Source organism: Stenotrophomonas sp. HMWF023, from assembly GCF_003060985.1.
Lineage (GTDB): Bacteria > Pseudomonadota > Gammaproteobacteria > Xanthomonadales > Xanthomonadaceae > Stenotrophomonas > Stenotrophomonas lactitubi.
In genome coordinates, this window is record NZ_QAIJ01000097.1 from 29,138 (window position 1) to 47,491 (window position 18,354).

17 protein-coding genes are annotated in these 18,354 nt (G+C 65.9%); 4 read left to right on the plus strand and 13 right to left on the minus strand.

Annotation, left to right across the window (positions count from 1 at the left end; genetic code table 11):
* The first annotated feature begins 152 nt into the window (after window positions 1-152).
* The 3 genes from DBR20_RS04910 to DBR20_RS04920 all read left to right on the plus strand — a co-directional run bounded on the left by DBR20_RS04910 (window position 153) and on the right by DBR20_RS04920 (window position 4,405).
* Entirely contained in the window at window positions 153-2,375 is a 2,223-nt protein-coding gene (locus DBR20_RS04910; RefSeq protein WP_108265398.1) for a methyl-accepting chemotaxis protein, read from the plus strand.
* A 154-nt stretch (window positions 2,376-2,529) separates the two neighbouring features.
* Window positions 2,530-2,898 (plus strand): glycine zipper 2TM domain-containing protein, encoded by a 369-nt coding sequence (locus DBR20_RS04915; RefSeq protein ID WP_108265399.1) that lies wholly within the window; start codon window positions 2,530-2,532, stop codon window positions 2,896-2,898.
* A gap of 190 nt (window positions 2,899-3,088) precedes the next feature.
* Window positions 3,089-4,405, plus strand: coding sequence for a hypothetical protein (locus DBR20_RS04920; protein ID WP_181393020.1), 1,317 nt, complete (start codon window positions 3,089-3,091; stop codon window positions 4,403-4,405).
* A 45-nt stretch (window positions 4,406-4,450) separates the two neighbouring features.
* Here the strand turns inward: DBR20_RS04920 and DBR20_RS04925 are convergent, their stop codons facing one another.
* The 5 genes from DBR20_RS04925 to DBR20_RS04945 form a co-directional block, all read right to left on the minus strand.
* Entirely contained in the window at window positions 4,451-5,578 is a 1,128-nt protein-coding gene (locus DBR20_RS04925) for an ABC transporter permease (RefSeq protein ID WP_108265400.1), read from the minus strand.
* The gene (locus tag DBR20_RS04930; protein WP_108265401.1) at window positions 5,575-6,762 is read right to left on the minus strand and encodes an ABC transporter permease; all 1,188 of its coding nucleotides are present in this window, start codon (window positions 6,760-6,762) and stop codon (window positions 5,575-5,577) included. The genes DBR20_RS04925 and DBR20_RS04930 overlap by 4 nt, the downstream gene beginning before the upstream one ends.
* Window positions 6,747-7,760 (minus strand): efflux RND transporter periplasmic adaptor subunit, encoded by a 1,014-nt coding sequence (locus DBR20_RS04935; protein ID WP_108265402.1) that lies wholly within the window; start codon window positions 7,758-7,760, stop codon window positions 6,747-6,749. Before DBR20_RS04935 ends, DBR20_RS04930 begins: the two co-directional genes overlap by 16 nt.
* Window positions 7,753-9,129: a TolC family protein gene (locus DBR20_RS04940; protein ID WP_229979321.1), complete on the minus strand. Its 1,377-nt coding sequence runs from the start codon at window positions 9,127-9,129 to the stop codon at window positions 7,753-7,755. The genes DBR20_RS04935 and DBR20_RS04940 overlap by 8 nt, the downstream gene beginning before the upstream one ends.
* 111 nt (window positions 9,130-9,240) lie before the next feature.
* The gene (locus tag DBR20_RS04945) at window positions 9,241-10,134 is read right to left on the minus strand and encodes a LysR family transcriptional regulator ArgP (RefSeq protein WP_108265404.1); all 894 of its coding nucleotides are present in this window, start codon (window positions 10,132-10,134) and stop codon (window positions 9,241-9,243) included.
* A 104-nt stretch (window positions 10,135-10,238) separates the two neighbouring features.
* On the opposite strand from DBR20_RS04945, the gene DBR20_RS04950 reads away from it, so the two are divergent.
* Window positions 10,239-10,859, plus strand: a complete 621-nt coding sequence (locus DBR20_RS04950) for a LysE/ArgO family amino acid transporter (protein ID WP_108265405.1) — start codon at window positions 10,239-10,241, stop codon at window positions 10,857-10,859.
* Between the two features lie 78 nt (window positions 10,860-10,937).
* Here the strand turns inward: DBR20_RS04950 and DBR20_RS04955 are convergent, their stop codons facing one another.
* The 8 genes from DBR20_RS04955 to DBR20_RS04990 all read right to left on the minus strand — a co-directional run.
* Complete coding sequence (locus tag DBR20_RS04955; protein ID WP_258223211.1) at window positions 10,938-13,136, minus strand: TonB-dependent receptor; 2,199 nt, start codon at window positions 13,134-13,136, stop codon at window positions 10,938-10,940.
* Window positions 13,137-13,249: 113 nt separating this feature from the next.
* The gene (locus DBR20_RS04960; protein ID WP_108265406.1) at window positions 13,250-14,716 is read right to left on the minus strand and encodes a M23/M56 family metallopeptidase; all 1,467 of its coding nucleotides are present in this window, start codon (window positions 14,714-14,716) and stop codon (window positions 13,250-13,252) included.
* Window positions 14,713-15,096 carry a BlaI/MecI/CopY family transcriptional regulator gene (locus DBR20_RS04965; RefSeq protein ID WP_089239687.1) on the minus strand — a complete coding sequence of 128 codons (384 nt, stop codon included), beginning with the start codon at window positions 15,094-15,096 and terminating at the stop codon, window positions 14,713-14,715. The genes DBR20_RS04960 and DBR20_RS04965 overlap by 4 nt, the downstream gene beginning before the upstream one ends.
* 95 nt (window positions 15,097-15,191) lie before the next feature.
* Window positions 15,192-15,983, minus strand: a complete 792-nt coding sequence (gene map, locus DBR20_RS04970; protein WP_108265412.1) for a type I methionyl aminopeptidase — start codon at window positions 15,981-15,983, stop codon at window positions 15,192-15,194.
* A gap of 10 nt (window positions 15,984-15,993) precedes the next feature.
* Window positions 15,994-16,206: a ParD-like family protein gene (locus tag DBR20_RS04975; protein WP_025873788.1), complete on the minus strand. Its 213-nt coding sequence runs from the start codon at window positions 16,204-16,206 to the stop codon at window positions 15,994-15,996.
* A 67-nt stretch (window positions 16,207-16,273) separates the two neighbouring features.
* Window positions 16,274-16,633 (minus strand): VOC family protein, encoded by a 360-nt coding sequence (locus tag DBR20_RS04980; protein WP_108265407.1) that lies wholly within the window; start codon window positions 16,631-16,633, stop codon window positions 16,274-16,276.
* 137 nt (window positions 16,634-16,770) lie between these two features.
* Window positions 16,771-17,655 (minus strand): hypothetical protein, encoded by an 885-nt coding sequence (locus tag DBR20_RS04985; RefSeq protein ID WP_108265408.1) that lies wholly within the window; start codon window positions 17,653-17,655, stop codon window positions 16,771-16,773.
* Window positions 17,656-17,658: 3 nt separating this feature from the next.
* The coding region (locus DBR20_RS04990; protein ID WP_108265409.1) for a GNAT family N-acetyltransferase at window positions 17,659-18,354 on the minus strand (696 nt) is incomplete at its 5' end.

The following is an 18,354-nucleotide window of genomic DNA, read 5'->3' on the forward strand; positions in this document are numbered from 1 at the left end:
CCATCCTGCCTTCATCGGAAAATGGGAAAGGAATAAGGAAGGGGCTCTGCTTGAACGCATTTATGTTAATGAGGCGTTGTTTCAACAAATGTACTTAAAGTTTCCCAGGGTCGTGCCGTCACCAATATAGGGCCACGATCAAGGGAATTGAGATGCTCGCCTTACGCAACCTCCGTGTGGGATCCCGGCTTTCTGCCGGCTTCGGTCTGCTGTTGCTGTTCATCATGGCCATGGTCGGCCTGGTGTTGTACGGAAACCATCTGAAGTCCGCCCAGTTCGAGAAAGTGGTGGGCGTGAACATGGTCAAGATGCGGTTGTTGAATGACATGCTCGATACCAACAACGCGGTGCTGATGCATCGTCGGCTGATGGTGATCAAGCGCGGCGAGGAGTTCGACAAGGATTACCAGCGGGCGCAGGAACTGAGCCGCACCTACGACGGCATCTGGGACAAATACATCACGATTCCCCGCGATGCCACCGGCGATACGCTGGTGGCGCAGATCGCGACGGCACGCAAGGCCACCGACGCCTCCACCCGGCAACTGCACGAGCGGATGAAGGCGGGCGACTACGACGGTGCGGCCACCGAATTGCTGGCCGAGCACGGTCTGGCCACGGCCTGGAATGGAGCGATCTCCAGCCTGCTGCGGCACCAGGAAGCCCTGACCGAACGCAGCCGTGAGGAATATCGCGCCACGGAAGCGTGGACGGGAACACTGTCCATTGCGTTCGGTGTGCTCAGCCTGATTCTCGGTGCACTGGCCGCGTGGGCGATCACCCGCAGCCTGACCCGGCCCCTGGCGGGCGCGGTGAAGCTGGCCGACGGCATCGCCAACGGTCGCCTGGACAATGTCATCGATGCCTCGGGCAATGACGAGGTGACCCAGTTGCTGAAATCCATGCAGCGCATGCAGGGGCAGTTGCAGGCGGTGATGGCGGCGCAGGGCGAGATGGCGCGGCAGCATGATGATGGCAGCCTGAGCTACCGCATGGACGAGAGTACCTTCCCCGGCGATTACGGGCGGATGGTGCATGACACTAACGCGCTGGTGGGTTCGCACGTGCAGGTGCAGAACCGCCTGATCGAAGTGATGAAGCACTACGCACGCGGCGACCTGTCGGTGGACATGGATCGCCTGCCGGGCGAGAAGGCGGCGATCACCCAGGCCATGGATGAGACCAAGTCCAGCCTGTCGGCCATCAACGGCGAGATCCGTCGGCTGGCGACGGCCGCCGCCGCCGGCGACTTCAGCCTGCGTGGCGACGAAACACGCTTCGAGCACGATTTCGGCGAGATGGTGACCGGCCTCAACCGGTTGATGCAGACCACCGACGAGAACCTGGTGCAGGTGTCGAGCCTGTTGCAGGCGATCTCGCGCGGCGATCTGACGGTGCGCATGCAGGGTGATTTCCACGGTGTGTTCGCGCGCATGCGCGACGACTGCAATGCCACCGTCGAACAGCTCACCCAGATCGTCGGCCGCATCCAAACCAGTGCGTCCAGCATCAATCTGGCGGCGGGGGAAATCGCCTCGGGCAATACCGATCTGTCGCGGCGTACCGAGCAGCAGGCGGCCAACCTGGAAGAGACGGCAGCGTCGATGGAGGAACTGACCTCCACGGTGAAGCAGAACGCCGAACACGCGCGGCAGGCCAATCAGCTGGCGATCGGTGCACATGGGGTAGCGTCGCAGGGTGGTGAAGTGGTCGGCCAGGTGGTGACCACCATGAGCGCCATCGAAGCGTCGTCGAAGAAGATCGCCGAGATCATCAGCGTGATTGATGGCATCGCTTTCCAGACCAACATCCTGGCGCTCAACGCCGCCGTGGAAGCGGCGCGCGCGGGCGAGCAGGGCAGGGGCTTCGCCGTGGTGGCCAGCGAGGTGCGCACGCTGGCGCAGCGCTCTGCTGGTGCAGCCAAGGAGATCAAGGGCCTGATCGAAGAGTCGGTGGGCAAGGTATCCGACGGCTCGGCGCTGGTGCGTCAGGCCGGCACCACGATGGGCGAGATCGTCGCCTCGGTGCAGCGGGTGACCGACATCATGGCCGAGATCTCGGCGGCCTCGCAGGAGCAGAGTTCGGGTATCGAGCAGGTCAACCAGACCGTGATGCAGATGGACGAAACCACCCAGCAGAATGCTGCGCTGGTGGAAGAGGCCAGCGCTGCAGCACGTTCGATGGAAGAACAGGCCAATCTGCTGGCCGAAGCGGTATCGGTGTTCCGCACCGGGGCTTCGGTGGCGGCGGCAGCGGTCCGGCCGATGCTGGCAGCGGTCGCTGCAAGCGTGCCGCCGGTGCGTCGCGTGACCGGCGTGCCGCCGCGCATCGCGCCCTCGCTCGCGGCCAACACGGGTGGATGGGAAGAGTTCTAAGCCGGGTGGGAGACGGCGCCCATCGCGATGCTGGTCGCGATGGGCGCATTTTTGTTTCCTGAACCGATGATGGCCGCTCAGCCTCCGGACACCTGGATTTCACCTGCAGTTGTCACCCGCAGGCAGACACTTGCGCCATACCGGAGCACAGGAGATGGCCATGAAGACCTCGACCCGATTGATGGTGCTGGGCACCCTGCTGGCAGCCTCGTCCGTTGCTGGCGCACAGAATTACGGCCCGCGTGATGAAGGCCGCAAGTTCAACGATGGCAGCCGCGTGGTCTGCAAGAACGTGGAAGTGCAGCGCAATGCCCGCGATCCCAACCGCATCACCGGTACCGCCACCGGCGCCGTGGTCGGTGGCCTGCTGGGCAACCAGGTAGGCGGCGGCAACGGCAAGAAGCTGGCAACCGTCGCCGGTGCCGTGGCGGGCGGCGCAGCGGGCCGGCAGATCCAGGGCAATCATCAGCAGAAGACCGGCGACCGTGTGGTCGAGCGCCGTTGTGAGCGCGTCTACCGCTGATCCATCCATGCGATAACCCCTTCCACACTGCTGTACCCCGAACGCCGGCCCTGTGCCGGCGTTCTTCGTTTCCGGTTCCGTTCCGCGGAGCAGAGCCCATGCCTATACTGCGCCGACCTCCAGGGATGAATCGCCAGTGAACGAGTCGAGTGCTGTAGACGGTCGGGAACCGTCCGTTGTTGCCGATGCAATGCCTCGCACGACAGCCAGCTACTCCCGCGTGCGCGACCGCACCGACGAGCTGGAGCTGTTCATTTCCGGCCTGCTCGCCTTCGCACTGCTGGCCGTTCCGGGCTACCTGTTCGATGCGTGGGCGCGCAGCAGCCTGCATACCGAAGGGGTCTATTTCCAGGCGCTGTGGTTCGCCTTCAGCATCGGCGTCGGCATGTGCTACGTGCTGGCGGTGGCCTTGATCATCCACTTGGCGGTGCGTGGCTACTGGATCGGCCTGATCGGCCTGAAATCGCACTTCCCCAACGGCATCGACTGGGATCGGCTGACGATGCTGGGGCCGTTCTCACGAGCATTCCTGCAGCAACGCGACGGTGGGCTCGACGGCACCATCGAACGTGCAGACCGGCTTGCCACGATGCTGTTCTCGACCACGCTGCTGTGCGTGCAGACCCTGGCCGGCACCCTGGTGGTGGCGATTGTCTCGCTCGGTGTGGCGATGGCCATCGGTGCCGCCTTCGGCGATGATGATCGCATCACGCTGGGAATCGTCGCGGTGCTGATGGTCGGCCTGCTCGGTCTGGCGATGGTGCCGATGCTGCTGGAGAAGTCGATCGCGCGGCGTCACGCGCGGGGCCGGGACACCGCACGGCTGGAGAAGCGGCTGCAGTCGGTGCTGGCTGGCCTGCAGCGAGTACCGATGCTGCGCCTGCTGCAGACCATGCAGTGGACCCTGCAGAGCAACCTGCGTGGTCGCTCGTTCACCGTGATCTACCTGTCGGCGGTGATGCTGGCGATGGTGCTCGCCGCCCTGCAGGTGTACGGCTCTATGAAGTTCTCGCTGTTCAACCGCTACAGCGTGCTGACCGAAGAAGCCGTGGACCACGGCATGCTGGGCGCGCACTACGAATCGCTGCGCTCGGCGCATGACCAGCTGCTGCCCTATCCGATGATTCCGGCCGATACCATCAGTGCATCGCGGTTGCGGCTGTTCATTCCGCACCGTCCGCAGCGTGACAATCCGGTGGCACGGCAGCGCTGTGCGGGCGGTGCCCGCAACGAAGCGCAGGGTGCACAGGCGGCGACGGCAGCGGTGAACTGCATGGCGCTGCTGTGGACGGTGCAGCTCGATGGCGGCAAGGTCGACCTGCATGATTTCGTGCCGATGGAGCGCCGCGACCTCGACATGCGCGGGCTGGTGGGCTACTTGCCGATGGCGGACCTGAAGCCGGGCCGGCATGACCTGCGACTGGTCTGGAACGCCGACGGCGGCGAACGTGGCCCCAGTCGCCGCCGCGAGTACAGCATCCCGTTCTGGTACGCACCAGAGCCGTAAAAGGGGACGGAGGGGATCAAGTCGCTTTCTTCTCCTTCGTGCCGATTACGACTTAATCCCCTCCGTCCCCTTTTTGCTGTGGAGGCGCCAGAGGGCGAGGGCGCTGTACAGCACCAGCAGGGCGATCAGGGTGATCAGTTCGTGGCTGACCTCGGCCAGGCTGGCGTCCATCTGGTTCAGGCGCACCATCAGGTTGATGCCGGAGGTTGTCGGCAGCAGCTGCGCCAGCCACACCAGTGGGCGCGGGGTCATCACCGCCGGCCAGGACAGGCTGGCCAGGAAGAACAGCGGGATGGAGGTGGCGATGATGTACTGGAAGGCGCGTTCGCGGGTGCGGAAGAAGCTGCCGACGAACAGGCCGAACGCTACTGTGGCAGCGATGAACAGCGTACCGCCCAGTAGTTGCCCGAGCGGGTTGCCGCCACGCGGATAGTCCTGCACCCAGGCGGTGAAGCCGGCGTACCAGAACAGCCCGAACAGCCCGATCAGGCCGAAGCCGAGCGCCATGCCGGCCAGGGTGGGAAGGTCGAAGCGCAGACGCCGGCCCAGTACCAGGCGGCGACCGCCGAGCAGCACGCCGATGCCCATCAGCAGCGTCTGGTGCACGATCAGTTCGGCCACGCCGGGCACGATCGCGCTGCCATAGCCTTCCTGCGTGTTGAACAACGGCCGCTGCACGAGGGTGACCGGTGGTGCCTGAGGCGCGCCCATGAACGCGGCCTGGGTGACTGCCGCTTCGCGGCCGAACGCGCCCAGTGCATCAGCCACGCTGCCCAGCACCCAGCTGGCGCGGCCGAGATAGGCGCCATTGCCGAGCAGCACAAGTTTGGCCGGATGACCACGCAGGATGTCGCGCTCCAGGTTGGCCGGAATCAGCACGATGCCTTCGGCATGACCTGCCTCCAGCTGTGCACGCGCTTCCTGCAGGTCCGCCGGTTGCCCGACCACATGGGCCACGCGCAGCGAATCGAGCTTGCGCAGCAGTTCGCGACTGGTCGCGCTGTGGTCCTCATCGACCACCAGCACGGGCAGGTTGCCGGCTACCTGGTGGCGATAGGCGGCGGGGTAGAAGAACGAGTACAGGATCACCGCGCCGACCATCACCACGATCGCATAGCGGTCGCAGAGCACGGCAAGCAGGGTCTGCCGCAGGCTGTGCCAGATCCTGCTCATGCGCCGGCCCCGGCGGGTTGCGCGGCCTGCGGCGTGCGTGCGAACGCCAGCAGGCGCCAGCCGCCGATGCCGCCGGCAACCACGATCATCAGCAGCAGCGTGGCCAGCGGCCACAGCGAAACCACGAGTGGCGAGCCGATGAACTGCTGCTGGGTCTGCAGCTTGATGTAGGCGCTGAGCGGCAGCAGCAGGTGCCAGACGCGGGTGAACAACGGTGCGTCGATCACCGGGAACGTGGCGCTGGAAAAGGCCAGTGCGGTGCCGATGCTCAGACCCACGGCGGACAGGGCCGTGCCCATGTCGCGGGTGACGCCGACGAAGAACAGTGCATAGGCCGCGGTGGCCAGGTAGAACAGCGGCTGTGCGAGCAGCAGCAGAACCACACTGCCGGCGATGCCGTCGCCGCGCAGCCAGGCCAGGTAGGCCGCGCCCAGCGCGCCGTACAACGAGAACAGCAGGACGTAGGGCAGCACCTTGCCGGCAATGGACGACCACGGCGCGTGGCCCAGCCAGGCGGGCAGGGTGCCGTCGCGGATTTCGCGGCCGAGGCTGCCGGCCACCGCCAGCGCCAGTACCAGCGACAGTACCGCCGGGAAGATCAGCGGCAGCAGGAACAGCTCGTAGCTGCGCGCCGGATTGAACAGGATGTCCGATTGCACCGCGATGGGCGCGGCACGCAGCTTGCCCGGCCCGACCTGCAGGCCGATGCGTTCGCGCAGCAGGCGCGCGTTCCACGCCGATACCGCGTCGCCGATATCCCGCGCGGCGGACTGGCCGGTGGTCATGTAGGTGGCGTTGTAATAGGAAAACACCGTGCCTTGCTGGCCTCGTAAGGCTTGGCGGGTCACATCGCGCGGCACCAGCACCACCGCGAACACTTCCAGCCGGCGCAGCTGCGCGCGTGCCTCATCCATGCCTGCCGGTTGGCTGGCGATGCGCACACCGGGGCTGGCATCGAGCATGCGCAGCAGCAGGCGGCTGTCGCCGCTGTGGTCAAGGTCGACCACGGCAATCGGCACATCACGCATCACCGATGCGGAGAACATCCAGGCCATCACCACCAGCATCAGCAGCGGCAGCACGGTGACCAGCGCCAGGTCTGCACGGTTGCTGCGCAACCGGCGCAGTTCGCGCTGCCATGAGCTGCCAAAGCCGCCGCGGTCGGTGTTCAGTGCTGCGGCCATGCGAACAGCACGCTCATGCCGGGGCGGAAGCCCTCGATGCGGCGTACCGGGCGCACCCGCACTTCGAAGCTGCGCACGTCATAGCCCGATGACTGACGGGTGGTGCGCCAGGTGGCGTAGTCGCCCGCAGGATTGATGAAGTAGACCTCGAACTGGTCGTCCTTGCCGAGCGCCGGCACGCTGCCACGCAGCTTGCTGCCGACCTTCAGGCCCTGCATCTGCGATTCGCGCAGGTTCATCGACACCCACATGCGGTCGATGTCCACCAAGGTGAACACCGGGAAGCCGGCCGGGACCAGTTCGCCCGGGTCGGCCATGCGCTTGTTGATTTCACCGGCCACCGGTGCGCGACCTTCCACTTCAACGCGCGCGGCGTTGACTTCCGCCACCGCGCCCTGCGCCTGCTGCACCTGGCCCTGTGCGGCACGCTTGTCCTGCTCGCGCGCACCGGCCAACGCCATGTCGTACTGGGCGCGGGCGGCGCGGGCCAGTTCGCGTGAGCTGGTGGCCTGGGCAGCGGCTTCGTCGCGCTTCTGCCGGGTCATCACCCCTTCGTTGAACAGGTTCTGCACGCGCCGGTAGGTGGCTTCGGCGAGGGTGGCGCCGGCTTCGGCGCGCTTCCAGTTGGCTTCGGCCGCGCGGATGTCTTCGCTGCGTGCGCCGTCGTTGGCCTTGTCGGCCACCGCCTGCGCCGCGGCCAGCGCGCCGTGCGCCTGCTGTTCCTTGGCTGCGACTTCGGGACTGTCGAGCAGGAACAGCACTTGTCCAGCCTGCACGCGATCACCCTCGCGCACTTTCAGTTCGGCCACGCGCGCAGTGATCTTGGCCGACACGTTGAGGGTGTCGGCGTCGGCCATGCCCTGGATCTGGTCGGCGGGGCTGCGCCAGGCCAGCCATAGGCCCAGCACCACTGCTACCAGCAGCACCACCAGCAGAATCGGCCCCAGCCGGCGCTTGCCGGGGGGCGTCGTTGCTTCGTCGTGCAACACATCATTCATGATCGATCACCTCGTCTGCACGCCGCCGATGGTCTTCGAAGCGGTCCATCTGTCCACTCACCTCAAGCAACTGCGCCAAGGCGATATCGTATTGGTAGGCCGCCTGCGCACGTTCGACGCGGGCGCCGCCGAGGCCGAGCCGCGCATCGATCACGTCCAGCGAGGTGGCCTGGCCTTCGCGGAAGGCCAGCTCCTGCAGGCGCAGGTTCTCGTCGGCCTGGGCGATGCTGCTGTCCAGCAGCACGAACTGCTGGCGTGCGGTTTCCAGCTCATTCCAGGCCTTGCGCACACCCAGTGCGACCTGGTTCTCGGCCTCGCGCAGGCCGGCCTCGGCCTGCTCCTGCTGCGCGCGCGCCGCGCTGATCTGTGCCGGTCGCGAGTTCGGCGACAGGAATGTGTATTTCAGGCCGATGCCGAACGCCCAGTCCGGATCGGTCAGCATTTCGTCGCGGCGCCGGAAGTCGTACTGGCCGAACAGGAATATCGTCGGCTTGAGCTTGGCCTGCTGCACGCGCACGCCCTGTTCGGCCTGCGCGACGATCGCCCGCAGGCGCGCGATCTGCGGCTGCCGTGCCTGCGCGGTGCGCTCGAAGCTGGTGACCGGTTCCAGCGGGGTGCGCTGCACGAACAGCGGCGACAACGGCTGCACATCACCGCCACTGCGCAGCAGGGTGGCCAGCGCAGCCTTCAGCGTGGCCAGATCATTGAGCGTCTTCTGGTACTCGCGCTCGGCCTTGTCGCGGGCGACGGTGGCCTGCAGGCGCTGTGCACGGGTGGCGAAGCCTTCGCGTTCCAGCTTTTCTGCATCGGACAGGTGGCGGTTGAGGCCATCGCGCACATCGCGGCGCACGACCACCGCCTGTTCGGCCAGGCGCTGACCGAAGTAGGCGTGGGCCAGCTGCACGGTCAGCGACTGCCGCTGCGCTTCGCGCTCGGCGCTGGCCTGTTCGCTGGCCGCACCGGCAGCACGCTGCGCGGCGGGAATCAGGCCGCCGGTGTACAGCGGCAGCACTGCGGTGACCACCGGCCGCGTGCGCCAATCGCGCTCGGTGAACGACAGCGGCGAGTCGATGCCATAGGCCTCGGCCACCGGTGCCAGTGAGCCCAGCGGCAGCGTCAGTGTCTTCTGGAACTGCAGCCGGCGCACCTCGCCGGTGATCTCCGGCAGGCGCAGCAGGCGGGTGGCTTCCTGCAGTTCTTCCTTGTTGCGCACGCCGGCATCAGCAGCGGCCAGCGCGTCGGAGACCTGTTCCAGCCGCTGCCGCGCATGTTCCCATTCCAGTGCGGGAGGCGTGCTGGTCTGTGCCGCTGCGGCCAGTGGCAGGCTTGCCAGCAAGGCCAGGCCGGCAGCGCCGAGCGCGCGGTGCATCCTTGTCCGTGGGCAGCTCAGGCGCATGCCGTTCCTGTAGTGAAGAAGTGGGCAAACGGTAGTGGTCCGCGCGTGAAGCCGGGGTCTGCGGTGGTCTGGATCATGCTCTTTTCAACGTAAGGTTTTGCCAGCGGCGGTGCGCAGCGCCAAGGTGATGTGCTGCAGCGTGCTCGAACGCACGGCGGCATGCTGCCAGAACAAGGGTACGTCGAGCCAGCGACGAGGTTCCAGCACCACCACCTGCCCGGCCTCTACTGCTGGCGTGACCAGCGCCTCTGGCGCCAGGCACCAGCCGAGTCCTCGTGCGGCAGCATCGACGAAGCCAGTGGAGGAGGGCAGGTAGTGTACGGGCGGTTGCAGGCGTGCACGGGTCAGCCTGCGCAGGAAGCGCCATTGCAGTTCATCCTTGCGGTTGAACACGATCATCGGCGCCGACGCCAACGCGTCGGCCTGCATGCCCTTGCTGAAGTGGTGCCGCGCAAAAGCCGGTGAGGCGATGGCGTGGTACCGCATCGCGCCCAGCGGATGCAGGTTGCAACCCTTCAGGGGGTTGCGCTCAGCGGTGACCGCGCCCAGCACGCTGCCGTTGCGCAGCAGTTCCAGCGTGTGATCCTGGTCGTCCATGCGCAGGTCGAACAGGTAGCCATGGCGCTGGTGCAGCTCGGCGATGGCGGCGACGAACCAGGTGTCCAGCGAATCGTCGTTGACCGCCAGCGGGATCGGTGTGCGGGTGGCGTCGTTGCCGCGTTCCGGCAGCAGTTCGGCCAGCGCTTCGGCCTGCAGCGCCTGCATCGGCCGCACCCGCCGCAGCAGCACTTCGCCGGCAGCGGTAGGTCGGCACGGCGCCTGCCGTACCACCAGCACCTGGCCCAGCCGGTCCTCAAGTGCCTTGATCCGTTGCGACAGCGCCGACGGACTGATCGACAGGCGGCGTGCGGCGGCCTCGAAGCTGCCTTCTTCGAGCACCGCGGTGAAGGCGCTCAACTGCGGATGTACCAGGTCCACGCGGTGCCTCTTCAGTTTTTCTGCACAGGATAAAGAAAAACCAGCTGGCCTTAACGGGTCAGTTCGTCGCACCCTGCGCCTCCTTTCACGGTGGAGAGCGTCGGATGTGGATTGCTGCGGCCTTGGCCGGCCTGTTTGCGGGGGCTGGCCTGATCATCGCCATTGGTGCCCAGAACGCCTTCGTGCTGCGGCAGGGGCTGCAGCGGCGCTACGTGGGCATGGTGGTGCTGGCCTGCATGGGCGCGGACATTGCGCTGATCCTGGCCGGCGTGGGTGGCATGGGAGCGCTGGTGCTGCAATGGCCGCTGCTGTTGCAGGTGCTGCGCTTCGGCGGGGCCGCCTTCCTGCTGTGCTATGGCCTGCAGGCCGGGCTACGCGCATGGCGCGGTGGCAGCGCGCTGGCCGCGGCCGATGCCAGTGGTGGCAGCCGGCGGCAGGTGCTGCTGGCCTGCCTGGCCTTTACTCTGCTCAATCCGCACGTCTACCTGGATACGATGGTGTTGCTGGGCAGCCTGTCCACGCGCTATCCGGGCGACCTGCGTTGGGCGTTCGCGGCGGGCGCCTGCGTAGCCAGCGTGCTCTGGTTCTGCACGCTTGGCTATGGCGCGCGCCTGTTGCAGCCTGTATTCCGCAGGCCTGGCGCCTGGCGGGTGCTGGATGCAGGCGTGGCGGTCTTCATGTTCTGCCTCGCCACGCTGCTGCTGTTGCGCCCATTATCGCCATGAGTGCGTGACGCATGCCGCTGTTGCGTGTGCGATCCACCGATGCGTTTCACGCGGCCGGGTACAGCACGCATATGCCAATCACAGCGAGAGTTCCCATTGCAGGCGAAAACTGGGGACAGAACGTCGGGTGTTGCGAAGCACCTGCGATCCACCTTCGTCGAAACGCCACTGGCCGGTCTCGATGTCCTGCGCCAACAGATTCGAGGCGGTCAAGCGCAGCTTGCCGCGCCTTTCGGTTGCGTACTGTGCCCAGGCCTCAAGTTCGCGTCGATAGGAAGTGATGTCCAGCTCGCTCAGGCTGTAGCGTATTCTGCCTCCGCTGCGATGAGTGTACGCCAGGCCACTGCTCCACCGCGATGAAATGCGGTAATCGAGCGATGCACTGGCGGTGAATGGCACTTGGTCTTCTATCCGATTGTCAGGTCCGGGAAGATCCCTGACCCGGGAGTGGTTCCAGGTAGCGTTGCCGCGCAGCTCGATATCCGGCCCTCTGCGGAACAGACGTGCCAGCGGCATCCTGCCATCCATTTCGATGCCCCAGGCAATGGCGCGGGTACCATTGACCGGCGTCGATACCCAGCGCCCGTCACGTAGTACCGTTTCATTTCGGATCGGTGCGTCGATGCGGCGCAAGTAGCCGCCGACGCTCCCTTGTGTACCTTCACGGCCGTGGATTTCCCAGGCCGCATCCAGACCCCACGCCAGTTCCGGACGCAGCGCTGGATTGCCGATCTCGTCGGGGTTCAGTGGGCGGTTGTTGGTGGATGTGTACGGGCGCGGGACCAGTGAGCGCAGCGCCGGTGCGCGGAAGCTGCGGCTCAATGAGACCCGCAGCTGGTCCTTGCCCTTCGCACGCTTCCACAGGCCCTGCAGGACGGGCGTGAACACGCTGGTGCTGTGGCGCATCGTGGCGAAGTTACGACCTTCGCTGCGGGTCTGCAGTTGTTCCCAGCGGCCGCCGACGTAGAGGGCGCTGTGCGCTCCCAACGGAAACTCATCCTGCGCGTACAGCGCCAGGCGCTGCAGGCGCGCATTGAAGGAAAGGTCGCTGACCGTTGATGGTTCGTTGGGCGAAGAGTGCAGCTGCTGTACTCGGGATTCGCGGCGTGAGTCCATGCTGCTTTCGGCACCGACCTGCAGCGTATGGCGCCCCCGCGCCGGGAGGGTCCATTGCACGCGGGTGGTGCCGCCCAGCACGTGCAGCTGCGCATCGGTGCGATCGAAAAGATTGTCCTGCTGTGCCTTGTCCTGCCCCTGTTCGCGAAAGCGGTAGTCTTCCCGGTTTCCGTCCACGGCCAGACGCAGGTTCAGGCTACCTCCATCCTGCAGTTTCTTCTCCCACTCTGCGCTGACCTGCCCCTGGTCAAGGCGCAGGCGCGTGCGCTGCCGATAATGGGGGGTGCGTAGCGCGGGGCCCAGCAGCGTGTCCCAATCGATGTACATGTCGCGACGAAAGTCGGAAGCATCCACCAAGGCCTGCAGCGAAAGGGTCGTGTCATCGCTGGTTCTGAACGTCAGTGAGGGCGAGAGCGAGACGCTGTCGCGTCGGCCGGTGGCACGCAGGCGCGATTGTCGATGCAGCAACGGCGCATCAACACCATCCCAAGCGTCTTCGCTGCCGTGTTCCTCGACCAGGAATGCGCGGGCGGTCGCCGTAGCGGTCAGCGAAAAATCGCGGTCGAGGTTGGCACGGCTCTGCCGCCAGCTTGCTGACGGGGTCATGCGCCCTTGGGCATCGGCCCATGAAACCGTCAGCCGTTGAGTGTCCTTTGCAACCGGTGCACGGGTGACGATGTTGAGTGTGCCGGCGATGGCACCCATGCCCTGATCAACGGAGGGCGCGCGCAGGATTTCGACGCGCTCGATCAGATCGGTGGCCAGTGAGTCCAGGCTGAAACCGGCGGGTACGCGTTGGCCGTTCAACAGGATCTGCGTGTAGCCCGCGCCCAGGCCGCGCAGTGACACGGTGCCTGGGCGGCCCGGGGCGCCGCCTGAAACGCTGACACCGGGCAATCGCTTGAGTGCCTCCAGCAGGTCAGTGTCGCCGTGTCGCTGCAACGTATCGCGGTCCACCACAATGCGGCTTGCGGTGTCGTCACGGCGAGCATCGTAGCGCTCGGCCTGGACCTGTACTGCATCCAGATCGGTCGTGATCGGAGGTGCGGGTGTCAGAGGCGGAGCGGCTGCAGCGGTCGTTGATCCTGTCAGACAGCCGATGGTGAACCATACGCTGGCGCGGGCGCGTACCGTTGTCGGGGAGGACGAAGAGCGTTGCATTGTCGTGCAGTTCCTTTGTCGTGGTGCGAAAGCCGGTCGCAGCAGGCCCTCCCGCGGCCAGGTATCGAAACGATGCGTAGAGGGGGCGGCCGGGAGAGCCGCCGGTCATTGCCTTACTGCAGCCAGTCCTGCGGGTCCACGCGTGTTCCGCTGCGCAGCAGTTCCATGTGCAGGTGTGGACCGGTGGTACGCCCGGTGTTGCCGCTGCGGGCGATGGGATCGCCCCTGCGCACGCGCTGGCCTGGCTGCACCGCGAAGTCCTGCAGGTGTGCAAACAGCGATTGCCAGCCAGCGCCATGATCAATTACGACAACCGTGCCGTAGTTGGCGCCATCGGGATAGGCGTGCGTGGCGGCGATCACGGTGCCGTCGGCGGGGGCGAGCACGGCGGTGCCACGGCGCGCGGCGAAGTCGGTGCCGTGATGGGCGTTCTGGCGGAAGTCGGAGACGTGACCGAACACGCTGGTTACCCGCGCATTGGACAGTGGCATGAAGAATGACGGGGGTAGCGGCGTGGCTTCCACCAGGGTTACCGACGCGATGGGGAGTGGCAGCGTCAGTGACGTCGGTCCTGCCACCGCCGCGGCCTGTACGGTGGCCAGGCCGACTGTGCAGGAAGAGCCCAGTGCGAACATCAACAGGATGCTGATGATGCCTGGGCGGCGACCGCCATCACCCTGCAGCATGTGCTGCAAGCGCACCTGATGGCCACCGAAATCGCGATGGGTGAGGGCGCTGGCCGGCTGCACTGCCGTCGCGCAGCGAAGTGTCTGGACATAAGCGTGGGCCAACAGGCGGCCGTCGTTGGCAGCACCACCCTCGGCCAGTGCACGTGCATCGCATTGCAGCTCGGCGGCCAGTTGCATGCGCGCGGCAATGCGTCGAACGAAGGGATTGAACCAGTACAGTGCACCAACAAGCCGCATCAGCGCTGCGCGCTGGGGATCACGGCGCTGCAGGTGGGCCGCCTCATGCCCGATGACCAGGCGAAGCGTACGATCCGGCAGGGTCAGGCTGGCCGTGGGCAGGATGATCTGCGGCCGCGGCATGCACAGGGCGAACGGCGTACCGGTACCTTCTACAGTACGCACCGCGATACCTTCCTGCCGCAGCCCCTGCACGGCGTGGCGCGATTGCGGGCCAGGCAACTGCACTGTCTGCAGCGCATGGCTGCCGCGCAGCAGGACCCATAACCGGCGGCTGGCCAACGCCCAGCGAACGAGGGCCAGCATGGCCCCTGCGATATAGACGGTCAGCAGCAGTGGCGTCAGCCAGGCCATCAAGGATTCGGTCGCCGCGAGCGCAGGCAGTTGCACGGGCAGCAGTACGCCGGTGCCGCTGTCCAGCGCAACAGGCAATGCGCTGGCCAGCTCCTGCAACGGTGTCGCCTTCACCGGCAGCAACAGTGCAAGCAAGGGGGGCAGCACAGCACACAACCATGCCCCCAGCCAAAAGCGCGCCGACGCGTGCGAAAGCCTGAGCAGTCGCTGCAAAAGCTGCGCGCCGTACCAGACCAGGCCAGCCCCCAGCAGGCTCGCAGCGAGGCTGATCATCCACAAGGCGGTTGATGACAGGCTCATGGCTGGTCCTCGTCATCCTCGAGCAGCAGCGCCTGCAGTTGCTCGATTTCCTTGTCGCTCAGCAGGCGGCTTTCGGCGAACGCCTGGGTCGGCAGCGGCCCGTCGATCTCCAGCACGCGGCGGGCGAAGTCGGCACTGAGTGCGGCCAGCGTGGCTACCTTGCCGGCCCTTGCGGTGTATACATTCAGACCGTGCTGGCTGCCTTCTTTCACCAGGCCCTTGTCGACCATCCGTTCCAGCGTCTTGCGCGTGGACGAATACGACCAATCCAGCGTGGCCGCCGCCGCGTTGTGCAGTTCGCGTGCGCTGCAGGGGCCGTCGCGCCACAGGCACTTCAACAACTCCAGTTCGGCGTTGGAAGGTGTCGGAATGCGGGGCATGGCCAGACCTGTGCATTTGAGCGATGTCGCAAGTGTGCGACATGTGTCGCATGTCGCGCAAGAGGGGGTATCGACGCAGCGCGCAAGCGCTGAAGTCAGTCGGTCACCATCCGGTCGATGGCGCACAACGGTGTTTCATCGGGGCGCAGGGTCAGTACACGCACACCGCTGCGGGTCACGGCCACGGTGTGCTCGAACTGCGCCGACAGCTTGCCGTCGCGGGTGTACACCGGCCATTCGTCGGGCTGCTGGCTGATCGCAGGCTTGCCCTGGTTGAGCATCGGCTCGATGGTGAACACCATGCCTTCCTGCAGTTCCATGCCGGTGCCGGCATGGCCGTAGTGCAGGATCTGCGGTTCCTCGTGCATTTCCTGGCCGATGCCGTGGCCGCAGTATTCCTTGACCACGCTGTAGCCATGGCTGCGGGCATGGCGGGCGATGGCGTGGCCGATATCGCCCAGGCGCGCGCCGGGCCGCACAGCAGCGATGCCCTTCCACATGGCCTGGTAGGTCACCTGCACCAGCTTGCGTGCGGCGTAGTCGACTTCACCCACCAGATACGTGGTGCTGGAATCGGCGATGTAGCCGTTCTTCTCCAGCGTGATGTCGAGGTTGACGATCTGGCCATTGCGCAGCACATCGTCGGCCGACGGCATGCCGTGGCAGATGACGTTGTCGATCGAGGCATTGAGCACGTACGGGAACCCGTACTGCCCTTTGCTGGCGGGCCGTGCCTGCAGGTCGTCGACGATCATGCGTTCGACGATGTCGTTGATCTCCAGCGTGCTGCGGCCCTGCAGCGGCAGCGCGTCAAGCATCGCGAAGACCTGCGCCAGCAGTCGCCCGGACTCGGCCAGGCGGTCGATCTCGTCGGCGCGCTTGATCATGGCCATCGGCTCAGGCCCGCCCGGGTGCAAGCAGCTGCGGCTGCACGCCGGCGGCGCGCAGTTCGCTGGCGACGACGTCCTGGAAGCTCAGGGTCGGGTTCATCTCGCACAGCATGCCGACCCGGATCCAGAACGTGGCCTGGGCATTGATCGAGCGGTTGGAGACGGTGCAGGCACGGCGCAGCTGGTCGTGCAGGGTGTCATCGATGTTGACGATGCCCATGGGCGTTCTCTAAAGGGGATATACGAATCGTATACGAAACGTATATAGCCACTCAAGCCCGCGACATTCAGCCAGCGTCCGTGGCGAAGCGCAGGCGGTTGCCGTCCGGATCGACGATCAGCATCTCGCGGCTTCCCCAATCCGTATCGTGTGGCGGCTGCTCGATGGGTACCCCCGCAGCGCTGAACGCGCGGTGCAGGGCATCGACGTCGGCGACGATGAAATACACCGCGCCGCCCACTTCGCAGTCACCGCTGTGCTCGGTCAGGAAGATCGTCTGGCCCTCGCGGGTGAGCTGGGCGAACAGCGGGAAGCCGGGTTCGAAGCGGTGCTCCCAGTCGATGATGAATCCCAGGCCCTGCACATAGAAGGGCAGGCTGGTATCGGCATGGCGCATGCGCAGCTGCGGGATGACGGTCTGGGGCATGACGGCGGCTCCGGGGGCGGTAACCCAGTGTAGTGCCGAGCCATGCTCGGCTATCGCCTTTTGTAGAGTCGAGCCATGCTCGGCTCAGGGGACAGCGAACAGAAGCCGAGCACGGCTCGGCTCTACAAAAAAAGCACTCAGCAGGCAGTCGGAACTGCGGCCATCGCCGCCAGCAGTTCGCGGTTCACCTGCTGGTGCTGCTGCTGCCATGCCGGCAGATCATCGGCGCTGATGTCTGGCTGGCCATCCAGCGACGACAACCAGCGCTTGAAACGGCTCTGGTAGTTGGGCAGTGACACCTCGCCGGTGATATCGCTGCCCACCAGTCCACCGGTACGCAGGGCCTCGATCACCATCAGAGCATGTTCAAGCTGGAAGCGGCCCTGGTCCCAGTTGCTGCGTGCTACCTCTTCAGCGAACACGTCCTTGTCGATCGACAGATAGGTGGGGCGCGGCGCCTGCGCCTGTTCGGCGGCGAACGCGGCAACCAGTGCCTCGGGATGTTCGAAGCGGCGGAAGGCGCCCGCCATGCCCACGCGGCTGGCCCAGCCCACATCCACATCCATGCACCAGTAGGTCAGCCGCCGTCCCAGCAAGGGTCGCCAGTGGTTCTCCCACGCATGGCCCAGGCCGATATCCGTTGAAGTGATACCCAGCACGTGCACATGCGATACCTGCGGCAACGCGGCAGCGGCATTCACCCAGGAACCGCAGTGCATGCCGAGGGGAAAGCGCATGTTGTCCGGGTGGTTGTCCAGCACGACCAGCTGGAACGGGGCACGCGTGTGCAGGCGCTGCAGCAGTGGCAGGCTGAGATGGTGGAAGTCGCCGCTGCCGAGCATCACCGTGCCGAGTTGTGCCGGCAGCGGCAACAGAACGTCATTGGCGAAGCGTGACAGCGTGGCGTTGCTGCAGGCAAAACGCAGCGGGTCATGCCAGTGCTGCAGTGCGAGCGTGCGCGCCTGCGGCAAGGGCAGTACGCCACCATCGAGGTCGAGGATCAGCGGGGGGCGCAGTTGCATCGGTCAGCCCCCTCCATCCGGCTCACCTTGCAGGTGCGGGGCCAGCCTGCGCAGGGCGACGCGCAGCAGGGGCGAACGCGCATGCACCGCATGTACGGTGGAAGTGAAGCGGGCACCCAGTTCGGCCTTGATGCGTGAATCGGTCCAGCCGGCGACGTAGTGGCTGAGGCCCTGCTGCAACGCGTACTCCAGGTTGTGCATCCAGCTGACCGAGTACAGGTTGTGGTCGCGCGACTGCGGATACGACAGGCCGATGTACTTGTCCACCAGCTTGCCGGCATGCACGTAGCACAGGTTCCAACCGATCAGCTCGCCGTTGTGGCGGTAGAGGAACAAGCGCCCCTGGCCCTGCGTGTCTGCCAACAGGTGCTGGAAGAAGGCCAGGTCGAGCTGGTCGAAATGCACGGCGCTCTGTGCATACACCTGCAGGTACAGCGCGTGCAGTTCGGCCTGCAGCCGTGGCTCGGCAAGGGCGGGGTCGCCGGTAGCGATGCAGTCGATCTGCAGGTGGGCACGCGAGCGCAGCTTGCGCCGGATGTTCTTGCGCCGCGCAGTGGACAGGCGCGCCAGGTAGGTGTCGATGTCATCGAAATCGATCGCCACCCATGCCAGCGGCATGCCTTCCAGCTGGATGAAGCCGCGTTCCAGCAGCGCCTGCAGGAACGCCTGGCTGTGCGCGTTGGCGGCGTCGTCCAGCAA